The organism is Amycolatopsis sp. CA-230715 (assembly GCF_018736145.1).
Taxonomy (GTDB): domain Bacteria; phylum Actinomycetota; class Actinomycetes; order Mycobacteriales; family Pseudonocardiaceae; genus Amycolatopsis.
This window is the reverse complement of record NZ_CP059997.1, coordinates 3,733,850-3,753,237: the sequence shown is the minus strand read 5'-3', so window position 1 is coordinate 3,753,237 and position 19,388 is coordinate 3,733,850. Positions and strand designations below refer to the sequence as shown.

At 68.7% G+C, this 19,388-nt stretch carries 25 protein-coding genes; 15 read left to right on the top strand and 10 right to left on the bottom strand.

The window, feature by feature from the left end; genetic code table 11:
• Positions 1-43: 43 nt before the first annotated feature.
• The gene (locus tag HUW46_RS17590; protein ID WP_215548297.1) at positions 44-475 is read right to left on the bottom strand and encodes a type II toxin-antitoxin system Rv0910 family toxin; all 432 of its coding nucleotides are present in this window, start codon (positions 473-475) and stop codon (positions 44-46) included.
• Positions 476-697: 222 nt separating this feature from the next.
• Between HUW46_RS17590 and HUW46_RS17585 the strand changes: the two genes are divergently transcribed.
• The 10 genes from HUW46_RS17585 to HUW46_RS17540 all read left to right on the top strand — a co-directional run bounded on the left by HUW46_RS17585 (position 698) and on the right by HUW46_RS17540 (position 8,745).
• The gene (locus tag HUW46_RS17585; protein ID WP_254126279.1) at positions 698-1,780 is read left to right on the top strand and encodes an ADP-ribosylglycohydrolase family protein; all 1,083 of its coding nucleotides are present in this window, start codon (positions 698-700) and stop codon (positions 1,778-1,780) included.
• Positions 1,781-1,840: 60 nt separating this feature from the next.
• Positions 1,841-2,962 carry an alpha/beta hydrolase family protein gene (locus HUW46_RS17580; protein ID WP_254126278.1) on the top strand — a complete coding sequence of 374 codons (1,122 nt, stop codon included), beginning with the start codon at positions 1,841-1,843 and terminating at the stop codon, positions 2,960-2,962.
• A gap of 51 nt (positions 2,963-3,013) precedes the next feature.
• On the top strand, positions 3,014-3,916 hold the full coding sequence (locus tag HUW46_RS17575) for a helix-turn-helix domain-containing protein (protein ID WP_215548296.1): 903 nt from the start codon (positions 3,014-3,016) through the stop codon (positions 3,914-3,916).
• A complete protein-coding gene (locus HUW46_RS17570; RefSeq protein ID WP_215548295.1) occupies positions 3,889-4,089 on the top strand; it encodes a DUF397 domain-containing protein in 201 nt (66 codons plus the stop codon). Before HUW46_RS17575 ends, HUW46_RS17570 begins: the two co-directional genes overlap by 28 nt.
• Positions 4,090-4,133: 44 nt before the next feature.
• Complete coding sequence (locus tag HUW46_RS17565) at positions 4,134-4,763, top strand: hypothetical protein (RefSeq protein ID WP_215548294.1); 630 nt, start codon at positions 4,134-4,136, stop codon at positions 4,761-4,763.
• Between the two features lie 186 nt (positions 4,764-4,949).
• Positions 4,950-5,315 (top strand): hypothetical protein, encoded by a 366-nt coding sequence (locus HUW46_RS17560; protein ID WP_254126276.1) that lies wholly within the window; start codon positions 4,950-4,952, stop codon positions 5,313-5,315.
• Between the two features lie 543 nt (positions 5,316-5,858).
• Positions 5,859-6,239 carry an SAV_915 family protein gene (locus tag HUW46_RS17555; RefSeq protein ID WP_215548293.1) on the top strand — a complete coding sequence of 127 codons (381 nt, stop codon included), beginning with the start codon at positions 5,859-5,861 and terminating at the stop codon, positions 6,237-6,239.
• The gene (locus HUW46_RS17550) at positions 6,229-6,504 is read left to right on the top strand and encodes a DUF6317 family protein (RefSeq protein WP_215548292.1); all 276 of its coding nucleotides are present in this window, start codon (positions 6,229-6,231) and stop codon (positions 6,502-6,504) included. The genes HUW46_RS17555 and HUW46_RS17550 overlap by 11 nt, the downstream gene beginning before the upstream one ends.
• A gap of 199 nt (positions 6,505-6,703) precedes the next feature.
• Positions 6,704-7,822: a hypothetical protein gene (locus HUW46_RS17545; protein ID WP_215548291.1), complete on the top strand. Its 1,119-nt coding sequence runs from the start codon at positions 6,704-6,706 to the stop codon at positions 7,820-7,822.
• Between the two features lie 35 nt (positions 7,823-7,857).
• Positions 7,858-8,745, top strand: a complete 888-nt coding sequence (locus tag HUW46_RS17540) for a hypothetical protein (protein WP_215548290.1) — start codon at positions 7,858-7,860, stop codon at positions 8,743-8,745.
• A 40-nt stretch (positions 8,746-8,785) separates the two neighbouring features.
• On the opposite strand, the gene HUW46_RS17535 is transcribed toward HUW46_RS17540, so the two are convergent.
• The 3 genes from HUW46_RS17535 to HUW46_RS17525 are packed head-to-tail and all read right to left on the bottom strand — an operon-like array spanning position 8,786 to position 10,868.
• Entirely contained in the window at positions 8,786-9,526 is a 741-nt protein-coding gene (locus tag HUW46_RS17535) for a class I SAM-dependent methyltransferase (RefSeq protein ID WP_215548289.1), read from the bottom strand.
• Positions 9,523-10,191, bottom strand: a complete 669-nt coding sequence (locus HUW46_RS17530; protein ID WP_215548288.1) for a TetR/AcrR family transcriptional regulator — start codon at positions 10,189-10,191, stop codon at positions 9,523-9,525. The genes HUW46_RS17535 and HUW46_RS17530 overlap by 4 nt, the downstream gene beginning before the upstream one ends.
• 29 nt (positions 10,192-10,220) lie before the next feature.
• Positions 10,221-10,868, bottom strand: a complete 648-nt coding sequence (locus tag HUW46_RS17525; protein WP_215548287.1) for an alpha-ketoglutarate-dependent dioxygenase AlkB family protein — start codon at positions 10,866-10,868, stop codon at positions 10,221-10,223.
• A gap of 24 nt (positions 10,869-10,892) precedes the next feature.
• Here HUW46_RS17525 and HUW46_RS17520 point away from each other — a divergent pair, with 24 nt between their 5' ends.
• Positions 10,893-11,582, top strand: a complete 690-nt coding sequence (locus HUW46_RS17520; protein ID WP_215548286.1) for a response regulator transcription factor — start codon at positions 10,893-10,895, stop codon at positions 11,580-11,582.
• A 14-nt stretch (positions 11,583-11,596) separates the two neighbouring features.
• Positions 11,597-12,865, top strand: coding sequence for a sensor histidine kinase (locus HUW46_RS17515; protein ID WP_215548285.1), 1,269 nt, complete (start codon positions 11,597-11,599; stop codon positions 12,863-12,865).
• Here the strand turns inward: HUW46_RS17515 and HUW46_RS17510 are convergent.
• Both HUW46_RS17510 and HUW46_RS17505 read right to left on the bottom strand, forming a co-directional pair.
• Positions 12,834-13,370 carry a phosphatase PAP2 family protein gene (locus tag HUW46_RS17510; protein WP_215548284.1) on the bottom strand — a complete coding sequence of 179 codons (537 nt, stop codon included), beginning with the start codon at positions 13,368-13,370 and terminating at the stop codon, positions 12,834-12,836. The two genes, HUW46_RS17515 and HUW46_RS17510, sit on opposite strands and share 32 nt — an antisense overlap.
• Before the next feature lie 59 nt (positions 13,371-13,429).
• Positions 13,430-13,819 carry a pyridoxamine 5'-phosphate oxidase family protein gene (locus HUW46_RS17505; protein ID WP_215548283.1) on the bottom strand — a complete coding sequence of 130 codons (390 nt, stop codon included), beginning with the start codon at positions 13,817-13,819 and terminating at the stop codon, positions 13,430-13,432.
• Positions 13,820-13,918: 99 nt separating this feature from the next.
• On the opposite strand from HUW46_RS17505, the gene HUW46_RS17500 reads away from it, so the two are divergent.
• The gene (locus HUW46_RS17500) at positions 13,919-14,701 is read left to right on the top strand and encodes a metal-dependent hydrolase (protein WP_215549937.1); all 783 of its coding nucleotides are present in this window, start codon (positions 13,919-13,921) and stop codon (positions 14,699-14,701) included.
• A gap of 172 nt (positions 14,702-14,873) precedes the next feature.
• Here HUW46_RS17500 and HUW46_RS17495 read toward each other — a convergent pair whose 3' ends face one another.
• The 3 genes from HUW46_RS17495 to HUW46_RS17485 form a co-directional block, all read right to left on the bottom strand.
• A complete protein-coding gene (locus HUW46_RS17495; RefSeq protein ID WP_215548282.1) occupies positions 14,874-15,080 on the bottom strand; it encodes a hypothetical protein in 207 nt (68 codons plus the stop codon).
• A 184-nt stretch (positions 15,081-15,264) separates the two neighbouring features.
• Complete coding sequence (locus HUW46_RS17490; protein ID WP_215548281.1) at positions 15,265-16,371, bottom strand: abortive phage infection protein; 1,107 nt, start codon at positions 16,369-16,371, stop codon at positions 15,265-15,267.
• Between the two features lie 78 nt (positions 16,372-16,449).
• Complete coding sequence (locus HUW46_RS17485) at positions 16,450-17,019, bottom strand: TetR/AcrR family transcriptional regulator (RefSeq protein WP_215548280.1); 570 nt, start codon at positions 17,017-17,019, stop codon at positions 16,450-16,452.
• A gap of 127 nt (positions 17,020-17,146) precedes the next feature.
• Between HUW46_RS17485 and HUW46_RS17480 the strand changes: the two genes are divergently transcribed.
• On the top strand, positions 17,147-17,860 hold the full coding sequence (locus HUW46_RS17480; protein ID WP_215548279.1) for an SDR family oxidoreductase: 714 nt from the start codon (positions 17,147-17,149) through the stop codon (positions 17,858-17,860).
• Here HUW46_RS17480 and HUW46_RS17475 read toward each other — a convergent pair whose 3' ends face one another.
• Positions 17,861-18,808 carry an alpha/beta hydrolase gene (locus HUW46_RS17475; protein WP_215548278.1) on the bottom strand — a complete coding sequence of 316 codons (948 nt, stop codon included), beginning with the start codon at positions 18,806-18,808 and terminating at the stop codon, positions 17,861-17,863.
• A gap of 137 nt (positions 18,809-18,945) precedes the next feature.
• On the opposite strand from HUW46_RS17475, the gene HUW46_RS17470 reads away from it, so the two are divergent.
• Positions 18,946-19,386 carry a MarR family winged helix-turn-helix transcriptional regulator gene (locus HUW46_RS17470; protein WP_254126274.1) on the top strand — a complete coding sequence of 147 codons (441 nt, stop codon included), beginning with the start codon at positions 18,946-18,948 and terminating at the stop codon, positions 19,384-19,386.
• Positions 19,387-19,388: the final 2 nt, after the last annotated feature.

Below are 19,388 nucleotides of genomic sequence, written 5' to 3'. Positions count from 1 at the left end.
GTAGTTGCCAGAACTGTCCGAAAAGGACTGTCCATAGTGGCCGTCAGGCGAGCAGGCCGCCGAGGTTCGCGACGGACTTCTGCAGGTCGCCCTTCAGCGCGCGCCCGATGGTCATGCCGATCGGGCCGAACACCGGTTTCCCGGTGACCTCGGCCTCGATCGCGATGATGGACCCGCTCGCGTCCGGCTCCACGGACAGCACCAGGTTGACCTTGATCCCGCCGACGCCGTCGCCGCGGATGGCGAGCCGGTGCGGCTCGTCGTAGGTCACCACCCGCCAGCTGATCCGGTTGCGGAAGCCCTTGACGGTGACGACCGAGGTCAGCGTGGTGCCCTCGGAGAATTCGGTGGGCACCGGCCCGCGCCATGCCTCGTGCAGGATCAGCCATTCGTTGAACCGGTTCAGGTCCGCGGCCGTCGCCCAGGTCTTCTCCGGCGGGCTGGGAACGGCTCCGGACGCGCTGACCTTGGCCATGCAACCCCCTCCTCGTGCGTGGTCACGAAGAACATACGCGCTACACACCGGTCTCGGGTGTCACAACATTGAGTGCGAGGAGGTCTCGATCGGGTGGTGATCAGCGGAGGCTCGCCGCACAGGGTGAGCACCGTGCTAGGCGTGGTTACGGCGCAGTCTCGGGTGGCGCTCGGTTCACCACAGCCGCCGCCCGGCCCGCTTTCACCTGATAGGAATAGCGCCGTGACTCTCGCGGCGCGCTTCACCGGATCCCTGCTCGCGGGCGCCGTCGGCGACGCGCTCGGCGAAGGCGTCGAGTTCGATTCGATCGAGGGGATCCGCGCGCGGTACGGCCAGGAGGGCCTCCGCGGGTACGTCGCGCCGTCGACCGGGTTCATCACCGACGACACGCAGATGACGATGTTCACGCTGGAAGGCATGATCAGGGCGCACATCGCGGCCCGCACCGGCGGCCGCGACGACGTGCTGCTCGCGCTCCAGCACGCCTACCAGCGCTGGTACCACACCCAGGGCCCGCCGTGGGCGCGCGCGGGCGGCCGGTTCGCCGCGGACACCGACGCGCCGGACGGCTGGCTGGTGACCCTGCCCGGCCTGTTCCACCAGCGCGCGCCCGGCGCGACCTGCATGTCCGCGTTGCGCGCGTTCGCGGGCGGCGGCGAACCGGGCACGTTCACCTACCCGCTCAACGATTCCAAGGGCTGCGGCGGCGTGATGCGCGCCGCGCCCGCCGCGCTGTGGTCCACGGATCGGCGCGAGGTGTTCCGGGTCGGCGCGGTGTCCGGCGCGCTGACGCACAGCCACCCCAGCGGTTACCTTTCGGCCGGCGCGCTCGCGCTGCTCGTGCACGTGCTGCTCCACGAGGGTTCACTGACCGACGGGATCGAAGCCGTTCGCGGCGAACTCGTGCAGTGGGAACGGCACGAAGAGCAGCTCACCGCGCTGGACAAGGCGGTGGCGCTCGCGGCGAAGGGACGCCCCACGCCTGAGCAGATCGCCGGGGAACTCGGCGGCGGCTGGGTCGGCGAAGAAGCGCTCGCCATCGGAGTGTGCGCCGCGCTGGCCGCGACCGACCTCGCCGACGGCCTGCTGCTCGCGGTCAACCACTCCGGCGACAGCGATTCCACCGGCTCGATCTGCGGGAACATTCTCGGCGCGATCCACGGCCCCGCCGCGATTCCTGAGCGGTGGTTGTCGGCGCTGGAGTTGCGTGAGGAGATCGAGTTGCTGGTGGCGGATGCGTTGGCGGAGTTCGGTCCGGTGCCGCCCGCGGCGCCCGCGTGGCTGGCGCGCTACCCGGCTTGGTGACCGTCGTTCCCTGACGAAAGTCCATACCGCGTCCCGGTTTCCGCCGGTTTACTCGGTGGCATGACCAGAATGCTGAAAGTGCTGCTGGCCGCGGTGCTCGGGATCGCTCTGCTGCCCGGGGTGGCGTCGGCGGCGCCGGTCCGGCTCGCCCTGCCGAAACCGACCGGCGGGTACGCCGTCGGCTCGTCGACGCTCGCGCTCACCGATTCCTCGCGCGCCGACCCGTGGGTGCCGTCGTCCGGGCCGCGGCGGTTGATGGTGTCGATGTTCTATCCGGCGCTGCTGCCGATCGGCCCGTCGCGGCCGTACCTCACCGTCGGCGAGGCGAAAGCGTTGCTGGACGGGCAAAAGATCACCGGCGTAGACCCGAAACCCGTCGCTGACACCGCCACGTATGCCCACGAAGGCGCGCCGCCGGTGCCGAGGCGGTTCCCGCTCGTCGTGCTCTCGCCCGGGTTCACGCTGTCGCGGTCGACGCTGACCGGGCTCGCCGAGGACCTCGCCAGCCGCGGCTACGTGGTCGCTGCGATCGGCCACAACTACGAGGCGTTCGGCACCGCCCTCCCCGACGGGACCATGACGACCTGCGTCGCCTGCGAGGCGCACGAAATCGCGAAGGTGCCGCTGGTGCGCGCCGACGATACGAAGTTCGTGCTGGGCGCACTGCGGACGGCGCGGCCGTTCAACCGGCTCATCGACCCGTCGAGGATCGCGATGGCGGGGCATTCCATCGGCGGCAACTCGGCGTCGCAGGCGATGCTCACCGACAGCCGGATCCGCGCGGGCATCAACCTCGACGGTTCCTTCTTCGCGCCCGTGCCGACTTCGGGAATCGACCGCCCGTTCCTGCTCCTGGGCACCCGCGGAGGGCACAACCCGGCAGGCGACCCGTCGTGGCCGCGCGACTGGCCGAACTTCACCGGCTGGAAGCGCTGGCTCACCGCCGACGGCACCGGGCACATGTCGTTCACGGACCTGCCCGTGTTCGGCGACCAGGTGGGCAGGCCGAGCCCCGGCGTGCCGATGACCGGCGCGCGGTCGATGGAAATCACGCGCTCGCTGGTCGGTTCGTTCTTCGACCTGACGCTCAAGGGAATCCCCGCGCCGGTGTTCGACGATCCGGCCGCGAAATTCCCGGAACTGGCCGTTTCGAATCCGAACCGCGTACGTACTTTGCGGTGAAACCGGGAAAACCGCCTGTCCGTAAGGGTTTCGGCGCTCTAGCGTGAGCGCATGGGCAGAAAGCGAACGCCACGGCCGTACAGCGTCAAGGCACGCGAAGTGGGTTCGGAACTCCGCAAGCACCGCGAGAGCGCGGACCTGAGCCTGCGCCAGCTCGCGCTGAGGCTGGGCTGGCCGCACCCCAACCTTTCGTTCATCGAGACCGGGGCGCGGCCAGCCTCGGCGACCGACGTCGCGCGGTATCTCGGCGGCTGCGGCCCGGTGAAAGACAGCGACTACGAATGGCTGGTGAAACTGGCCGCCGAGCCGGACAACCCCAACCTGGTCCGCTCCCACGAACCAAGCCTGAGCGCGGAACTTCGATCCCTGATCGTGCAGGAAAGCTTGGCGACCGTGATCGCTGCGTACGAGCCAGCCAAAATTCACGGACTCCTGCAAACGGAAAACTACGCGCACGCACTGTTGTGCTGGGGCGGGCTGCTCACCCCGGACAGCATCGAACTGCGAGTACGCGCACGAATGGCCAGACAGGGCCTGTTCCAGCAGCGCAAACCGCCGCGATGCACGTTCTTCCTGCACGAACACGCGGTTCGCACCCTGGTGGGCGACTGCCAGGTCATGCACGAGCAACTGCTGTACCTCCTGCTCTGCGGCGGCCAGCCGTGCTGCACCATTCGAGTCGTTCTCGACTCGGCCGGGCCCTACCACGCCTGGAGCAGCTTCCGGATCATGGACTACGACAAGTACCCGTCGATCGTTTACACGGAAGGCGTATCGACCGGGACTTTCTTGGAAGCTCCCAGCGATGTGGTCACTCATCGCAACATGCTCAGCAGCATTGATCGCGCGGCCCTGGATAAGGAAGAATCGCGGGCGTGGCTGCTCGATTTGGCAGCCGCCTACGATCGAGCGGAGGCCGCCCCTTCATGCCCGCAGCAGACCGCACCGGACTGACCTGGCGCAAGAGTTCCTACAGCAACGAGAGCGGCGAAGACTGCGTCGAGGTCGCTGAACTCGGCGTGGGCGCAGCGGTTCGGGACTCCAAGGCGCCCGGCGCGGGCCACCTCACGATGAGTCGCGCTTCCTGGCGAGCCTTCCTCACCTCCGCCGCCTTCCCCCTGCCCTGAAGGCCGCCATCAGGGCATAGCGGCTTGCCCGCGAGGAGGCTCTGATGATCGACCCGGCCTGGGTGTTCGTCAGCGCGGCGCTCGGCCTCGTGGGCAGTGCCCGGTACGCGTTCGCCACGGTCAAAGGGACAGTGCGGCCGAATCTGGTGACGTGGTCGCTGTGGGCCGCGGCGCCGTTGATCGGGTTCTTCGCCCAGCTCGACGCCGAGGTGGGGCTTCCCGCCGTGCAGACCCTTTCCGCCGGGCTCGGGCCGCTGGTCGTGGTGATCTGCGGGGTGCTCATCAGGCACAACCTCGCTCGGCTCGGCGCTTTCGACGTGATTTGCGCGGTCATCGCGATCATCGCGCTCGGTATCTGGCTGGGTTATGACGATGCGCCGCTGGCCGTGCTCTTCGCTGTGGCCGCTGATGCGGCAGCGGCCCTTCCGACGGTCGTGAAAGCGTGGCGCGATCCGGGTTCGGAGAACGTCCTGTTCTACGTTCTCGTCGGCACGGGTGCCACGGTCACGCTGCTGACCATCTCGTCATGGGAACCCGCTGCCTGGGCTTTCCCGGTCTACATGCTCGTCCTCTGCAGCACCCTCATCGGCATCGTTGCCGCGCGGCCTGGCGCGCGTCGTCACCGCTGCGATCTCCCTGCGGATCCAGGAATTCGGAACCTGCCGCGCGGGTAAACCCGGGTCGCTGCGCCCCGAAAGTGGCTTTCGGGGCGGTAGATGCCCTGAAGGTCACCTTCGGGGCAGTCTCGCCCGCCCTGGGACGACCTGCGGCCCCGATTCCTTTCCGACCGGTCCTCGCGCATCGGCGCCGACCTGACCGAACCGGGCTGGCCCGGCCCGCTGCCGCGCGACCGGCCCGCGATGATCGTCGCCGAGGGCCTGCTGCCGTTCCTGCCCGGTGACACCTTCCAGCGGATGATGCGGGACCTGACCGCGCACCTCGATTCCGGCGAACTCGCCCTCAACGGCTACACCCGGTTCGCCGCGTGGTCGATGACGTACCACCCGACGATCAAGACCATCGGCATCACCGCCGCACAGGGCTTCGACGACCCGCGCGACCCCGAACACTGGAACGCGGGCCTGACCCTGGCCGAGGAGCAACTACTCACCCGCGCGCCGGAAGTCGCCGCTTTTCCCCAGCCGCTGCGCGCGGTCACCCGGCTGATGAGCCACGGAAAAACGTTGTCCCGTCAGGGAACCCGCGTACTCCGCTACCGGTTTTAGGCCTTGCGGGCGGAAACGAACTGGGCGAAGCCGGTGATCCGTTGCCGTACATCGGTCAGGTCACCTTCACAGCAGCGCGTCGCGCCCCACCACCGAAAAGCCCGGTGGCACCTTGACCAGGACGGTCATCAGTGTCCCCTGTCCGGGCTAGCCCGGACAGGGTGTTTCCCGACCTGGGCAACCAGTCACTTTTGCCTGGTCGCGCCGCATTTTGAGGTGGCCTCGCAAAGCTGCCGCCCGCAAGGGCATCGCAAGGCGAAAGTCCCAAGTCGATGCGCGTTTGTCTCCCCATAGCTGCCACCGGGGCTGGACCGCGCAGCGATGAGCGGGCGCTTGCTTCACGCCGCCCAACCTGCTGGTCACACCCACTTTCCGCACGTACGTGCACACTCTGTGTCTCGACGCATTGCTTCCGCGTAGCTACCGTCAGTTCCGGGAGAAGGAACTCTTGGCTAAGTAAGGGGAGAACGATGTTCCGCATCTCATGCGGGCGACCGGCGTGCGAGGCCGCCCTCCGGCGCGCTTTCGACAGGGTGCTCTGTGATGGCAGTGCCTGAGCAGACTCCCGGTGAAATCGCGGAGCCGACGGTGTTCTTCCTGCCCTCGGTTCCCGGTCGGGGCGATGATGGCCGTCCGGCGTTGGCCTTGAAGCCACTGGACGACGGACGGTTGGCGCTACCGCTTTACACCGCATTGGATCGTCTTGTGGCTGGATGTGGTGATCGCCAACCGTGGGTCGCCGTGCTTGAGTCCAAAGTAGAGCAAGTTTTTCGGGATTCGGGCGCGGATGTCGCCATCGTTGATGCCGAACTGAGCGATGACGCGAGGTGGGGAGACGACACAGAACCGGTTGGGCTCGGCGACTATCGCGAAGCGGTTGCAGGGCATGAGCAGGATGCCAAGGGGGATTCACATGGGTATTGACGTTGAAATGGGAGAATTATCCACTCTGTCCGGACAGCTTCGAAGTGCGGCAGATGGCATGGGCGGTGCGGCTTCCCAGCCGCCTGATCCACCAGACGCAGGTGATTCCACTGCCGCGGTCACTGCGTTGTTGGAGCGGTTGACCACCGCTGCCGCAGCGTTGACCGAGATCGTCTCCAAAGCCAGTGGTGACGTCGAAGCCGCGAAGGCGACTTACGGTCGCAGCGACGCCGACAAAGCAGACGTCTTCAAGAACATCATGTGATCGGCCTGGGGAGGCGAGAATGGCTGACGGACCACTGAGCATCGAAGTGCTAGGCGATCCGGCCACCTGTCACACGAGTGCTACCGGGCTCGAAGCCCTGTCGAAAGGAGTAGGAGGCCTCGCCTCAGCCTGCGCCAGCACAGGCGGCTCGTCGGAAGCGTTCTGGCATGGCGGGGCGGGCCCGGCATTCCGAGGTGTCATGGCGAACGGCAAGGCCAACGCTGGACAGGTCGAGCAGGCGGCCACAACCGGCGCACGCGCGTTACACGCCTTCGCTGACGAGATCAACACCGTGAAGGCCCGCATGAGCCAGGCCAAGCAGGTCGCATCCGCCGCAGGGCTCACAGTGTCGGAAACCGAGATCCAACCACCTGGACCGGCGCCCGGCCCAGGTCCCGCACCGTTGCCGTACGGTCCGGTGCTGGCGACGGTCCAGCAGGAGCACGACCAAGCGACCGCGCGGCAGCAGGCGGCCGTCGACGAATACAACCGCAGAACAGCCGCGTTCAACGAAGCGACTGCGACCGTGAACGACGCACGCGGGAAGGAACGAGCTGCACACGAAGCGCTTCAGCGTGCGGCCAATGACAACACCAGCAGCATCGATGGGCTGCGCACCACGGGCCAGACAGTACTCTCCAAAGCGGTGGCAATCAGCGGTGGTTTGTCCAGCGCTTCGCATACGCTTCTGATGGCGGCGGACAAGAACCGAATGCTCGGCACACTAGCCAGTGCGCTACTTGTCAACACCGATGGAATGGATGTTCAGCAGAAACTGGCTCTGGCGACTGCCCGCCGGGTCGCTTATCGGGAAGCTGCGAAGTCCGGATTCCAGCAAGCCAAGGTCGGCGCCGTCGTCGACAAGCTGCTTCCGAAGTGGGCTCAGAACACGCTCAGGGCAAATGCGTCGAGCGAGCTGATCAGACTCTTCAAACTTCAAGATGGAGTACCCGAGGCGTTCCAAAAGCCACTTCCGATCCTCAAGCGGATCCCGATCGTCGGAACCGTGGTCACCGCTGGTACAACCGCGGCCGACATCCTTGTCGGCGGCGCTGATCCGCAGAAGTCGATAGCGAAAGCCGTGGGCACCACGGTAGGTGGGATGGCGGTGTCCGCTGGTATCGATGTGGCCGTCGGCGCCGCCGCGACAGCCGGACTCGCCGTACCAGGGCCGGGTTGGGTACTCGCGGGAACGCTCATGGCCGGGGTTGGAGTAGCCGAGGGGGTCGGATGGGTCGTGGACCATGCTGACGAGATCGGCGACGCCGTTGGAGATGCAGCCAAGGCGGTGGGAGACTTCTTCGGGAAGATATTCTGACAGACTTACGAAGGCGCGGACTGAGAATGGGAAGCATGAGGAACTTGCCGGAGAAGCCCGACCCGGTGACCGGTGAACCCGAGCCGCCCGCTGCGCCGTTGTATGGAAATCCTGGCGTGAGTGACTCAACGCGTGGCGCCAGTCCTCACGCCCCGCCTGGCTTCGGTGCCACCTTGGCGTGGTACTCGGCAAGCAGGAGAAACGGTATCTTTGCCGCCATTTTCACGGTGCTCATCGTGTGTGGCTCGATAACCTTGTTTCGAGGATTGGCATGGGTTTCTTATTGGCAGATATGGCTTATCGCTGCCATTGGGGCAATCCTGATCTACAACACGATCCGCCGCGACGCTTATTCTGCCGGGGTTGATTGGCTGCGTCACGGTGGGTGGGTCGACACCTACGGCTTGGCCAAGATAGAGATGCACGTCTTGACCAACTCGGTAGAGCTGGAGCTGGAAGACAACCGTGGGGGCGGTTTGTCGATCGATATCCAGTCGTTGCAGTCACACCGTCGAATGTGGAACCTGGTCTACAACGGTATGCGGCATTCCATTGCGGACGGGACCGTTGTGGAGATCAATGACTACGCCCGCTCGGCCCTGAAACTACCGTCGCCGAATCCGAGCAAGGAAGCTCGTGAGGCGTACCGCGAGCTTCAGCTCAAGCGCGGCCGCAGCGGCCATGCCCGTTCCCGGGGCAAGATGTGGCCGACGGTGCTGCGCTGGACCAGCGTACTTCTCTATCTGCTTGCCCTGCTGTCATTTGCCGCAGCCATCATCAGCTTGACGGTGCCCAGTCGGGACAGCGGATCCTCCTCGGAAGCGGGCTCTATTGGGCTCGGCATCATCGCGGTGTTCTCACTCGCTGGTGCTGTGTGGTCGGGCTATAGCTACCGTCAGAGTCGCGATTCGCGCAGGGAGTAGCGATCTCGTGTCCGCGGGCGGTCAAGGGGGAAGAACGCGATCAGGCCTTGCGGGCGGAAACGAACTGGGCGAAGCCGGTGATCCGTTGCCGCACATCGATCATGCCGTGCCGGTCGAACACGTCGGTCACTTCGTCGCGGTCGAACATGCGCAGGCCGGTCGTCGCGCCCAGCAGGTTTTCCGGGAGGCGCAGCGCGCCGAGGCCGGAGCGCGCGCTGGTGAGCACGGCGAGGCGCCCGCCGGGCGCGAGCACGCGCACCAGTTCGTCGATCACGCGGAACGGTTCGGGCACCAGGTAAAGCGCGGCGAAGCAGCTCACCGCGTCGAAAGTGCCGTCGGCGAACGGAAGATCCCGTGCGTCGGCGCGCAGGTAGGCGACGCGTTCGCCGCTGTTGTCCCGCACCGCGCGGGTCAGCATCGGCGGCGAGACGTCCAAGCCGACCGCGAAACCCTTGCCGTGCAAGGCTTCCCCGTAATCGTGCGTGAAGTTTCCCGGTCCACAAGCGACATCCAGCACGAGCTGTTCGCCGTCCAGGCCCAGGGTTTTGCGCGCGGCGCGGCGTTCGCGGTCCATGCCGAGCCCGTTCAGGCCCAGCACCGCGGCGCCGAAGGGGCGCCACCAGCGCTCGTAGATCGCGGCGACGATCGGGTTGTGCATCGCGGCCTGCGCCAAGGTCGCCGGCTTGCCGGTTTCCGGGGGCAGCAGGTCGAGGTAACCGCCGGAATCCCGCGGCACGCGGCCCTCGTCGATCAGGTCGGCGAGCCGTTCCAGTGGTGTCATACCCGTCCTTTCACGCTGACCAGGTCGATCGGCTCGTCCGGGTCGAGCACTATCCCCTCCGAGCGCAGCGCGGCGTCCATCCCACCCCAGAGGAACGTCGTCAGGTGGTCGATGAGCGCGTTCTCGCCGAGGTCGCGCGTGCGGAGCCACCACTCGGTCGACGCCTTGACCGCCCCGACGGTCGCGTGCGCCCACGCCGCCGTCGCGCCGGCCGCGCCCGACGGGAGGTTCGCCGCGAGCAACCGCGCCAGTGCCGCGGCGACCTTGCGGCTGTTGCCGAGCACCGGGTCGGCGTCGTGCGACCGGTCGACGAACCCGCTGCCGATCAGGAACCACGCCACGTTCGGGTTTTCCGCGACCAGGTGCACGTACGCGGCCACCGCGGTCCTGATCGCGCGCCGCGGGCCGAGTCCGGGATCGAGCGCGGGCAGCATGCGCTGTTCCAGCGTCCGTAACGTGCGGTCGGCCACCGCGATGAAAAGATCGTTCTTGTCCGCGAAATAGCGGTACAGGCGGGGTTTCGCGACACCGGCCTCGGCCGCGATGTCCGCCATCGTCACCTCGCTGCCGTGGCGCGCGAGTGCGCGGAAGGACGCGTCGAGGAACGCTTCGCGTCGTTGCTCGCGGTGGCTGCGCCAGCGTTCGGCGCGCCCGTCTCGGGTCATTCGCCCAGAGTACCTGGTACCGCGGGTACCTAGAAACCGGAAACCCGTAACGTGATGTTCAGCCGCCCCTTCGGCAGCCCGATGTCCATCGGGTCCTCGCGCGGCAGCGTCCTCGGCACCCCGTGGTAGGCGAACCTCGACGGCCCGCCGAACACGAACAGATCGCCGGAGTGCAGGTCCACATCGGTCCACGGCCGGTTGCGGTGCTCGGTGTTACCGAATCGGAACACGCACGGATCGCCGAGGCTGAGCGACACCACCGGCTCGTCCGAAGCCTCGTCCTTGTCCTGGTGCATGCCCATGCGCGCGGTCTCGTCGTAGAAGTTCACCAGCGCGATGTCCGGTTCGTAGCGCGTCTCCCGCGAGCCGAGCGCGTCCTCGACCGCACGCCTGCCGAGATCCGCCAGCCAGCCGGGAAACGGCAGCACAGGCGCCCCGTCGCCGTCGTCGAGGTGGCGCGAGTAGCGGTACGGGTACCAGTGCCAGCCGAGGCACACCGTGCGCACCGACATCACGCCGCCGTTCGGCAGCCGCGCGGAGCGGAGCCTGCCCGGCCCGCTCGCCCAGTCACGGCACGCCGTCACCAGCTCACGCTGCGCGTCCTCGTCGAGCCAGTCCGGCACGTGCACGGCGCCCGGCGCGACCTCGGCCCGCGGGCGAGGAAGCAGGAATTCCACAATGTGCGAGGTTACGCTTCCGCCATGGCACGGCTGATGGTGGTTGAGGACGACGAAACGATCGGAAAGGTCCTCGAGCAGAGCCTGCGTCAGCACGGCTACGACGTGGTCTGGCAGCGCACGGGGCGGTCGGCGGTGGTGGCCGCCGAGGCCGGGTTCGACCTCGTCCTGCTCGATCTCGGCCTCCCCGATCTCGACGGGGTCGAGGTGTGCCGCCGGTTGCGCGGCCTCATCCCGCAGGCCGTGCTCGTGATCCTCACCGCACGCCAGGACGAGATGGACGTGGTGGTGGGGCTCGAAGCGGGCGCCGACGACTACCTCACCAAACCGGTCCGGCTCGCTGAACTGCAGGCGAGGCTGCGCGCCCACCTGCGCCGCGGGCCGGTCGCGCCGCAGCGGGCCGCGCTGGTGATCGGCGCGCTCGAAATCGACGTCGCCGCCCGCCGCGTCACCCTCGGTGGCAGCGAGGTCGCCTTGCGCACCAAGGAGTTCGACCTGCTCGCGAAGCTCGCCGAGGCGCCGGGCGTCGCGGTGAGCAGGGACACCCTGATGGCCGAGGTGTGGGACGCGCACTGGTACGGCTCGACGAAAACGCTCGACGTGCACATCGCCGCGCTGCGCCGGAAGCTCGGTGACACCGCCCCGCCCGGCGCGGTCGTGCCGCAGATCGCGACCCTGCGTGGGCACGGGTACCGGCTCGAACAACCCGGCTGAGGCAGACTCTCGGCGTGCGCAAGCGGATCGTGACCCTGACCGTGCTGGCCGCGGTGCTCGCGATCAGCCTCTTCGGCCTGCCGTTGGCCGTCGGCGTCGCGCGGTACTTCACCGAGGACGAGCACGCGGTGCTGGAGCGGGTGGCCGACTCCACCGCGCTGTCGGTGTCCGACGAACTCGCCGAGGGGTTGCCGGTGCCGCCGGTGACCTCGCCGAGGAAGGGCGTGCGGGTCGCGGTGTACGGGCCGGGCGGCACGCGGCTGGCGGGGGAGGGACCCGTGATCGCCGACGAGGTGGTGCGCGGCGCGCACAGCGACGACTTCGTGGCCGGTGACGTCGGTGGCGACTCCGCCATCGCGGTACCGGTGTTGAGCGGCGCGCGGCTGACCGGGGTGGTCCGGGCCGCCATCTCGGACGCCGAGGTGCGGCACCGCACCGCGGTCACCTGGCTGACCATGCTGTTCCTGGCGCTCATCGCGATCGCGGCGACCTGGCTCGTCGCGCGGCGCCTCGCGGCACGGCTGGCGCGGCCGCTGGAGGAGCTGTCGGCCGCGGCGGAACGCTTGGGGGACGGCGATTTCACCGTGCGCGCGCACCGCGAGGGCATCCCCGAAATCGACTCGGTCGCGGACACTTTGGACACCACCGCGCGCCGCATCGGCGAGACCTTGGCGCGGGAGCGCGCGTTTTCGTCGGAGGCGTCCCACCAGCTCAGGACGCCGTTGACCGGGCTGCGCCTCCAGCTCGAAGCGGGCCTCGAAACACCAGGCACCGAACGCGCCGCGCTCGAAGCGGGCGTGGTGTCCGCGGACCGGCTGGAACAGACCATCGCGGACCTGATGGAACTCGCCCGCCACCGGCCCGCCGCGAGCGAACCGGTCGAGGTGGACGCCCTGCTCGAAGAGGTCAGGCAGTCGTGGGAATCGCTGCTCGCCGCGTCGGGGCGCGAGCTGCGGATCGTGGTCGACCAGCCGCCGCGCCCCGTCGTGCCGCCCGCAGCGGTCCGCCAGATTTTGACCGTCCTGCTGGACAACGCGATGACGCACGGCCGCGGCGCGGTCACGGTCACCGCGCGCGACGCTTCGGACGTGTTCGCGCTCGACGTCACCGACGAAGGCCCCGGCCTCGACCGGGACGAGGACCCGTTCGGGCGCGGCGGCAAGGGGCACGGCATCGGGCTCGCCCTGGCGCGGACGCTGGCCGAGGCGGAGGGCGGGCGGCTGCGGTTGACCGTGCCCTCACCGCCGACCTTCACGTTGTTGTTGCCTGTCGCTGTTTCGTGAGAGCGAGGGCGAAGTGCCCGGCGAGACCGATGAGGATGCCGACCACGAGCCCGCCGAGGACGTCGTGGGGGTAGTGCGCGCCGACGTAGACACGGGAAAAGCCCATCACCAGTGTCGCGACGAGTGCGAGCACACCCCACGCCCGGTTGAGCAGGAACACCGCGCCGGTGAACGCGGCGAAGACCACCGTGTGGTTGCTGGGAAAGCTGTAGTCCTTGGGCCCGTCGCACGGCAGCACGGTGACCACGTCGTGGAGCGCCCGGCACGGCCGCGCCTCCACCACCCAACTCTTGATGCCCGAGTTGACCAGGTACCCCACCACCATCGCGACCGGGATCCAGATCGCCTTCCGGAGTTCGCCGCGCCGTTCGCGCCACAGGATCGCGGCGACGGCGAGCGCGAGCAGCACCACGCCGTAGTCGGTGATCGCCACGAAGACGCCGTGCAGCCAGGGCGTTTCGCGCGCGAATGTGGTAATCGCGAGGTACCAGTCGGCGTCGAACATCGTGCCGACGGTAGCCACGAGTGTGTCAAGATCCGGTGTACACCGGGTTAACGGACGGTTCAGGACATCCCGAGCCCGCGCGTGATCGTGATCTCCAGCACCACCCGCTCCGGGTTGTCCCTCGGCTGCCTGCCGTACCGCTCGGCGTACCGGATTTCCCCGTCCCGCACCGATTCCGCGTCCGCGCGCACCACCGCGCGGCCTTCCAACGTGGACCACCGCCGCCCGTCGACCTGGCTCACCGCGACCGGCGCACCCGCTTCACCAGCGGCGAACACGTTGCGCGCCTTGACACTTCCGCGCGAGCAGAGCACGCGCGCCACGGCGAACCCGTCGTCGATCGTGACCCCGACCGGGACGACGTGCGGCAACCCGGATGCGCGCAGCGTGGTGAGCGTGGCCAGATGCCGCTCGGTCCAGAACTCCCGCAACTGCTCGCTGGGCATCATCCGCGGTCCTCCCGGCCTGTCGCGCGCGCTTCGAGGCGATCTTGTTGCCAGGATGCACGGACCGCTTTTTCCTTCGACGACAGGGGGATCGTCACCATGATGGGGCGCACACACGCCTTGACCGGGTGGTGCGCCGGCCTCGCGCTGGCGCCCGCCGTCGGGGCGAACACCGTGCACCAGGCCGTCGCGTTCGCCGCCACCACCGCGGGTTTCGCGCTGCTGCCGGATCTCGACCACCCCGGCGCGCGGGCGTCGAAGCTGCTCGGGCCGGTCACCGGCGCGATTTCGTGGCTGCTGCGCAAGGTGTCGGGTTTCCTGTACCAGCTGACGAAGGGCCCGCGCGACGAAAAGCGCACCGGGACGCACCGGCACCTTTCGCACACGGTCCTGTTCGCGGCCGGGCTCGGCGCGCTGACCACGGCCGCGACGAAGGCGGGCGGCTGGTACGTCGTCGCGGGGATCGTGCTGTTCGGCGTGCTGCTCGCCGAAGACGCGCTCGGCGACTGGCTGCTCCCGGTGGCGGGCGGCGCGGTGATCTGGTGGGTGTACAGCGCGGGCGGGCAGGGCGCTGGGCAGCTCGAAGAACTGTCCGGCTGGCTCGGGGTCGCCGTCGGCGTCGGATGTTTCGTGCACTGCCTCGGCGACGCGCTCACCGAATCCGGCTGCCCGTTCCTGTTCCCGGTGCCGATCGCGGGCGAGACCTGGTACGAGATCCGCCCGCCGAAGCTGGTGCGCTTCAGCACCGGCAAGAAGGTGGAGAACCTGCTGATCTTCCCGGTGTTCGTGGTGGCCGCGGTGCTGCTCTTCCCCGGCGTGTGGCCCGCCGTTTCGCAGACGGTGGGCGATTTCCTCAACCCGGACACCGTCCAAGCGGGGCACTGAGGACCCGGTGCCGGGCTGGGCAGCAGCAGGCCGTCGGGCGCGCGGTCGTCCGGCCGGGCGCCGAAAACCGGTGGTGCGGCCCGGTTCGCGGGATCGCGGAGGTCCAGGGTGCCGCCGGTGAACGCGATGTCGTCGAACAGCACGTTCGTCCCGGCGAACCGGGCCCGGCCGGTCAGTCCTTGCCGGCGGGCGGATCGGGCCGGCCGCAGGCCCGGACGAACTCCGCCCCGGCCAGCATGCCGTCATCTTCGGGGATCGGCTTGTCCCCGGCGATCCCGGCGAACGCCCTGGCGGCGCGCAGGCAGGCGGTCGAGCCGGGGTCCTCGTCGCCCCCGGTCAGCCAGAGCGTGCAGAAGGTGCAGGCGGCGGCGAAGAACACGACGGTCAGGGTGCCCAGCAGGAGTACCGCGCGATTTGGCCACCGCCTTCGGTCTCTCGGGCTCCTGCGCCGGCGGGAGGACCTGTTCCACTGACATGCGCCTGCCTTTCCGATGTCGTCCAGACCTTCGACGGGAGGACGCCGCCGTGATCGCGAGGTTGCCCGTCCCGTGCGGAAACGCGGTCTAGCACCGGTTGTGCCGAGCCAGCGCCAGGAACGATTCCTTGGGCTCCCGCCGGTAGGGAGACGCCGGGTCGTCCTGGTCCTCGCGGATCGTTTTGACCAGGCTGAACGAAGCGATGTCGAGGTCGAGCGCCCGCTCCGGCAGGTGGGGCAGTTCCGGCGCGACGAAGCAGTAGACGTGCGCGCCGAGCAGGCCCTGCGCACCGAGGATCCCGAGCGTCCTCGTGAGGTGCTCGGCCTGCGTCCGCTCGCTGCGGACGAAACCCTCCTTGACCCGCGGCGGAACCGGCTCGTAGTCGACGATGTCGTAGCCGTCCCCGCCGCGTCCGGGAGCGCCGGGGTAGGTGCAGCAGCCGAATTCCAGGACCATGATCGGCTTGCCCCACTTCCGGTACTGCGCGAGATCGGCGGTGTACTCGGCCGGGGTGGCGAAGCGCTCGTAGTAGTCCAAGCCCACGATGTCGAACAACGACCAGTCGACCGGCTCGCCCGCCGACGCGCCGTAGGTGATCGGACCGCGGAAATGCGCCCTGGCCACCGCGACCGCCTCGCGGAGGAACCCGTCGAGCCGTCGGTAGATGCCGGGCAGATCCTCCGGCCGTGCCGTCGACAGGTACGCGATCCGGTCGCGGAAGGTGGCTCCGGGCACGATACCCGGGGTGAACAGGGTGTATTCGCAGCCGATGACGAGGGTGACCCGGTCGCCGCCGGTGCGGTGCAACCGCTCCGCCGCACGAGCCGCTTCGGCGAGGTGGGCCAGGATCTCCGACGGCGGGTGGTCGTACAAGCGCGGTTGCAGGTACACCCGCATGCCGCGGCGCACCGCGGTTTCGGCGGTCTTGGCCAACCGGCCGTGGTCACTGCCGAGCACGGTCAGCGACGGGCAGCCGAGACCATCCCGGATCTCCCCGATCTCCTCCGCCATCAACGGCCCGTTCCACCACGGACGTCGCAGCGGTTCGCCGGGGCCGTACTTCAGCCCGGTGTCGTAGCAAACGCCACCGCGCAACGGGCGGGTCGCGGCCCCCGCGCGGCCCGCGCCGAGCCCGGTCAAGGCGAGCCCGCCAAGGGCTCCGCGCAGGAACGCACCTCGGGTCAACTCGCCCATGGCCGCACTCTCCCCAGAATCGGTGGCCTTCGACACCGCCCAGTAAACCACCGCCTTGCTCTGTCCTCTGTGGACCTTTCAGCCGCGCACGGCGGCAAGGCACCGGTCGTAGAGGTCCATGAGGTCGCCCTTGCCGTCGTTGTCGACCCACGTCATCGACGCGGCGTCCAAGCAGGCGAACGTCGTCGCGAGCACCGCACGAGCCTCCGCGCTCCCCGTGCCGGTGGCCATGCGCGCCTCGACGAGCGGCAGCAGATCCTCTTGGAACCGCAGTCTTTTTTCGAGCCAGCCGGCGCGCAGCGAGGCGGTCTTGTGCAGGAGGCGGAAGCGTTCCAGGGCCTGTTCGCGGCTTTCGTGCAACGCCAGGACGGCGGCGACCCCAGCGCGCAGGACCGCCCAGGCATCGGCCTCGGCGGGCTGGTCGCCGATCGCGTCCGCCAGCACTCGCCCGAACCGGTTCTGGTCACCGCCGAACAACTCCTCCTTGGAACCGAAGTAGCGGAAGAGGGTGCGCTGGGAAACGCCCGCTTCGCGGGCGATCTGGGCGATGGACGTCTCGTCGTAGCCCTGCTCGGTGAACAGGCGCAACGCCGTCCCGAGGATCTCCTGGGAGGCCAGTTGTCGCGTTCGGTCCCACAGCGTGTTCATGACGCCAGATTAGCCCGGCACTGCCAAGCTGACACTCGCCGCACACTTGGCAGTAACTGCCAAAATGGCATACTCTGCCATCGGATGGCGCGGAACCGCGTCCCACGACCACGCGAAGGAACACACCATGTCCGCACCCGCGGCTTTGATCACCGGTGGCACCAGCGGCATCGGCAAGGCGACCGCTCGACTGCTCCACTCGCGCGGCTACCGCGTCCTGGTCACGGGCGTCGGCTCCGTCACCGACGCCGGGCTTCCCGAGGACGTCTTGGTCGTCCGAGCCGACGCGCGGTCCCTGTCGGACCTCGACCACGCGATGGACCAGGCGCGCCGTCACTTCGGTTCGCTCGACCTGCTCTTCCTCAACGCGGGCATCTCCCGCCCCGGTCCGCTCGAATCGACTGGCGAAGACACCTTCGACGCCCTGTTCGGCGTCAACGTGAAGGGAAACTTCTTCACGCTGCAAAAAGCGCTTCCGCTGCTGAACGACGGTGCCTCGGTGGTGTTCACCGTGGGTGCGGGCGAAGGGCTCGGCGCCGCGACGACGGCCGCCAAGGGTGCTCTGCTGCCCCTCGTGCGGTCGCTCGCGCTCGAACTCGCTCCTCGCCGCATCCGCGTCAACGCCGTCAGCCCAGGAATGGTCGACACCCCGGCCTACGCCAAGCTGGGCATCTCCCGGGAAACGCTCGATTCCTGGGCTGACGGCGTCCCGCTCGGCCGCGTCGGCGCTCCTGAGGACATCGCCGAAGCCGTGGCGTTCCTCGCCTCGGCTGCCGCCGGCTACATCACCGGCGACAACCTCGTCGTTTCCGGCGGCGTCGGCGTCCACGCCCGCGCGTGACTACGCCAGCGCGGTGCGCAGGACGTCGACGGCCTGGCGGATGGCGGCGTTCGCGGCATTCGTTTCGCGCAGCGCGTTCAGCATGACGAAGTCGTGGATGACGCCCTGGTACCGCACGGCGGTCACCGGCACGCCCGCCTGGCGCAGCTTGTTCGCGTAGGCCTCGCCTTCGTCGCGCAGGACGTCCGCCTCACCGGTGATGACGAGCGCGGGCGGCAGGCCCGCGAGGTCGTCGAGGGTGGCCCGCAGCGGTGACGCGGTGATCTCGGCGCGTTCGGCCTCGTCGGTCGTGTACTGGTCCCAGAACCAGCGCATGCCGGTGCGGGTCAGGAAGTAGCCGTCGGCGAACAGTTCGTACGACTCGGTGTCCATGGCCGCGTCGGTGACCGGGTAGAACAGCACCTGCTGGACGAAACGGGGCCCGCCGCGCCGCTTCGCGAGCAGTGTGAGGGCGGCGGTCATGTTCCCGCCGACGGAATCGCCCGCGATCGCCACGCGCGCCGGGTCGAGGCCGTGCTCCGCACCGTGCTCGGCGACCCATTTCGCGGCCGCGTAGTTCTCCTCGATCGCGGTCGGGTAGCGAGCCTCCGGGGACAGGCTGTACTCCGGGAACACCACGGCGGCCCCGGTGCCCGCGGCGAGTTCGCGGACGAGCCGGTCGTGGGTGTGCGCGTTGCCGAACACCCAGCCCGCGCCGTGCACGTACACGATCACCGGCAGCGTGCCGGTCACCCCGGCCGGGCGCACGATCCGGACCGGGACGCCCGCCGGGATGGTCAGCTCTTCGACGTCGGCGGCGGGCTTGTCGATCTCGCCCGCCTGCACCTCGTCGACGGTCTCGCGGCCCTCGACCGGACCGAGTTCGTACAGGTAGGGCGGGGCGTCGGTGGCTTCGGCGAAGGACTGGGCCGCTGGTTCGAGAGCGATGTTGCGCGGGTTGGCGGTCATCTCGTGCTCCTCGGGTCGTGTTGGATCGGACACCAGAAAAGTAGCGCGCAACTAAGTTGTACACAACTGAATGATGCGCGATGAGATGATGCGCACTTCGGCTGGCAGTGCGGGAATACCGCGCGCATGCTGGACCGGTGACGCTCCCGATCGACGACCGCCTGTGCTTCTCGCTCTACGCCGCGTCCCGCGCGGTCACCGCGCTGTACCGGCCGATGCTCGACGAGCTCGACCTGACCTACCCGCAGTACCTGGTCATGGTGGCGCTGTGGGACGGCGGCCCGGCGCAGGTCAAGGACCTCGGCGACGCGCTGAGCCTGGACTCGGGCACGTTGTCGCCGTTGCTCAAGCGGCTGGAGAAGGCCGGGCTCGTCCGCCGCGAACGGCGCGCCGAGGACGAGCGCACCGTGTGGATCACGCTCACCGACGACGGCGAGGCGCTGAAGAAGCGGACCGAACCGCTGGTGCCCGACACGGTCGACGAGGCGATGGGCCTCGACGCCGAACGGGCCCGCGCGCTCCGGGAGACCTTGCGGGAGCTGACGACGTCGGTCACCGAGTTCCGCCAGCGCGCTTAGAC

Bases quoted from the DNA above. Each gene is read 5' to 3' on its own strand.
- HUW46_RS17590 (WP_215548297.1), bottom strand. From the start codon at position 475: ATGGCCAAGGTCAGCGCGTCCGGAGCCGTTCCCAGCCCGCCGGAGAAG.
- HUW46_RS17580 (WP_254126278.1), top strand. From the start codon at position 1,841: ATGACCAGAATGCTGAAAGTGCTGCTGGCCGCGGTGCTCGGGATCGCT.
- HUW46_RS17575 (WP_215548296.1), top strand. From the start codon at position 3,014: ATGGGCAGAAAGCGAACGCCACGGCCGTACAGCGTCAAGGCACGCGAA.
- HUW46_RS17570 (WP_215548295.1), top strand. From the start codon at position 3,889: ATGCCCGCAGCAGACCGCACCGGACTGACCTGGCGCAAGAGTTCCTAC.
- HUW46_RS17565 (WP_215548294.1), top strand. From the start codon at position 4,134: ATGATCGACCCGGCCTGGGTGTTCGTCAGCGCGGCGCTCGGCCTCGTG.
- HUW46_RS17560 (WP_254126276.1), top strand. From the start codon at position 4,950: ATGATCGTCGCCGAGGGCCTGCTGCCGTTCCTGCCCGGTGACACCTTC.
- HUW46_RS17555 (WP_215548293.1), top strand. From the start codon at position 5,859: ATGGCAGTGCCTGAGCAGACTCCCGGTGAAATCGCGGAGCCGACGGTG.
- HUW46_RS17550 (WP_215548292.1), top strand. From the start codon at position 6,229: ATGGGTATTGACGTTGAAATGGGAGAATTATCCACTCTGTCCGGACAG.
- HUW46_RS17545 (WP_215548291.1), top strand. From the start codon at position 6,704: ATGGCGAACGGCAAGGCCAACGCTGGACAGGTCGAGCAGGCGGCCACA.
- HUW46_RS17540 (WP_215548290.1), top strand. From the start codon at position 7,858: ATGAGGAACTTGCCGGAGAAGCCCGACCCGGTGACCGGTGAACCCGAG.
- HUW46_RS17535 (WP_215548289.1), bottom strand. From the start codon at position 9,526: ATGACACCACTGGAACGGCTCGCCGACCTGATCGACGAGGGCCGCGTG.
- HUW46_RS17530 (WP_215548288.1), bottom strand. From the start codon at position 10,191: ATGACCCGAGACGGGCGCGCCGAACGCTGGCGCAGCCACCGCGAGCAA.
- HUW46_RS17520 (WP_215548286.1), top strand. From the start codon at position 10,893: ATGGCACGGCTGATGGTGGTTGAGGACGACGAAACGATCGGAAAGGTC.
- HUW46_RS17510 (WP_215548284.1), bottom strand. From the start codon at position 13,370: ATGTTCGACGCCGACTGGTACCTCGCGATTACCACATTCGCGCGCGAA.
- HUW46_RS17505 (WP_215548283.1), bottom strand. From the start codon at position 13,819: ATGATGCCCAGCGAGCAGTTGCGGGAGTTCTGGACCGAGCGGCATCTG.
- HUW46_RS17500 (WP_215549937.1), top strand. From the start codon at position 13,919: ATGGGGCGCACACACGCCTTGACCGGGTGGTGCGCCGGCCTCGCGCTG.
- HUW46_RS17490 (WP_215548281.1), bottom strand. From the start codon at position 16,371: ATGGGCGAGTTGACCCGAGGTGCGTTCCTGCGCGGAGCCCTTGGCGGG.
- HUW46_RS17485 (WP_215548280.1), bottom strand. From the start codon at position 17,019: ATGAACACGCTGTGGGACCGAACGCGACAACTGGCCTCCCAGGAGATC.
- HUW46_RS17480 (WP_215548279.1), top strand. From the start codon at position 17,147: ATGTCCGCACCCGCGGCTTTGATCACCGGTGGCACCAGCGGCATCGGC.
- HUW46_RS17475 (WP_215548278.1), bottom strand. From the start codon at position 18,808: ATGACCGCCAACCCGCGCAACATCGCTCTCGAACCAGCGGCCCAGTCC.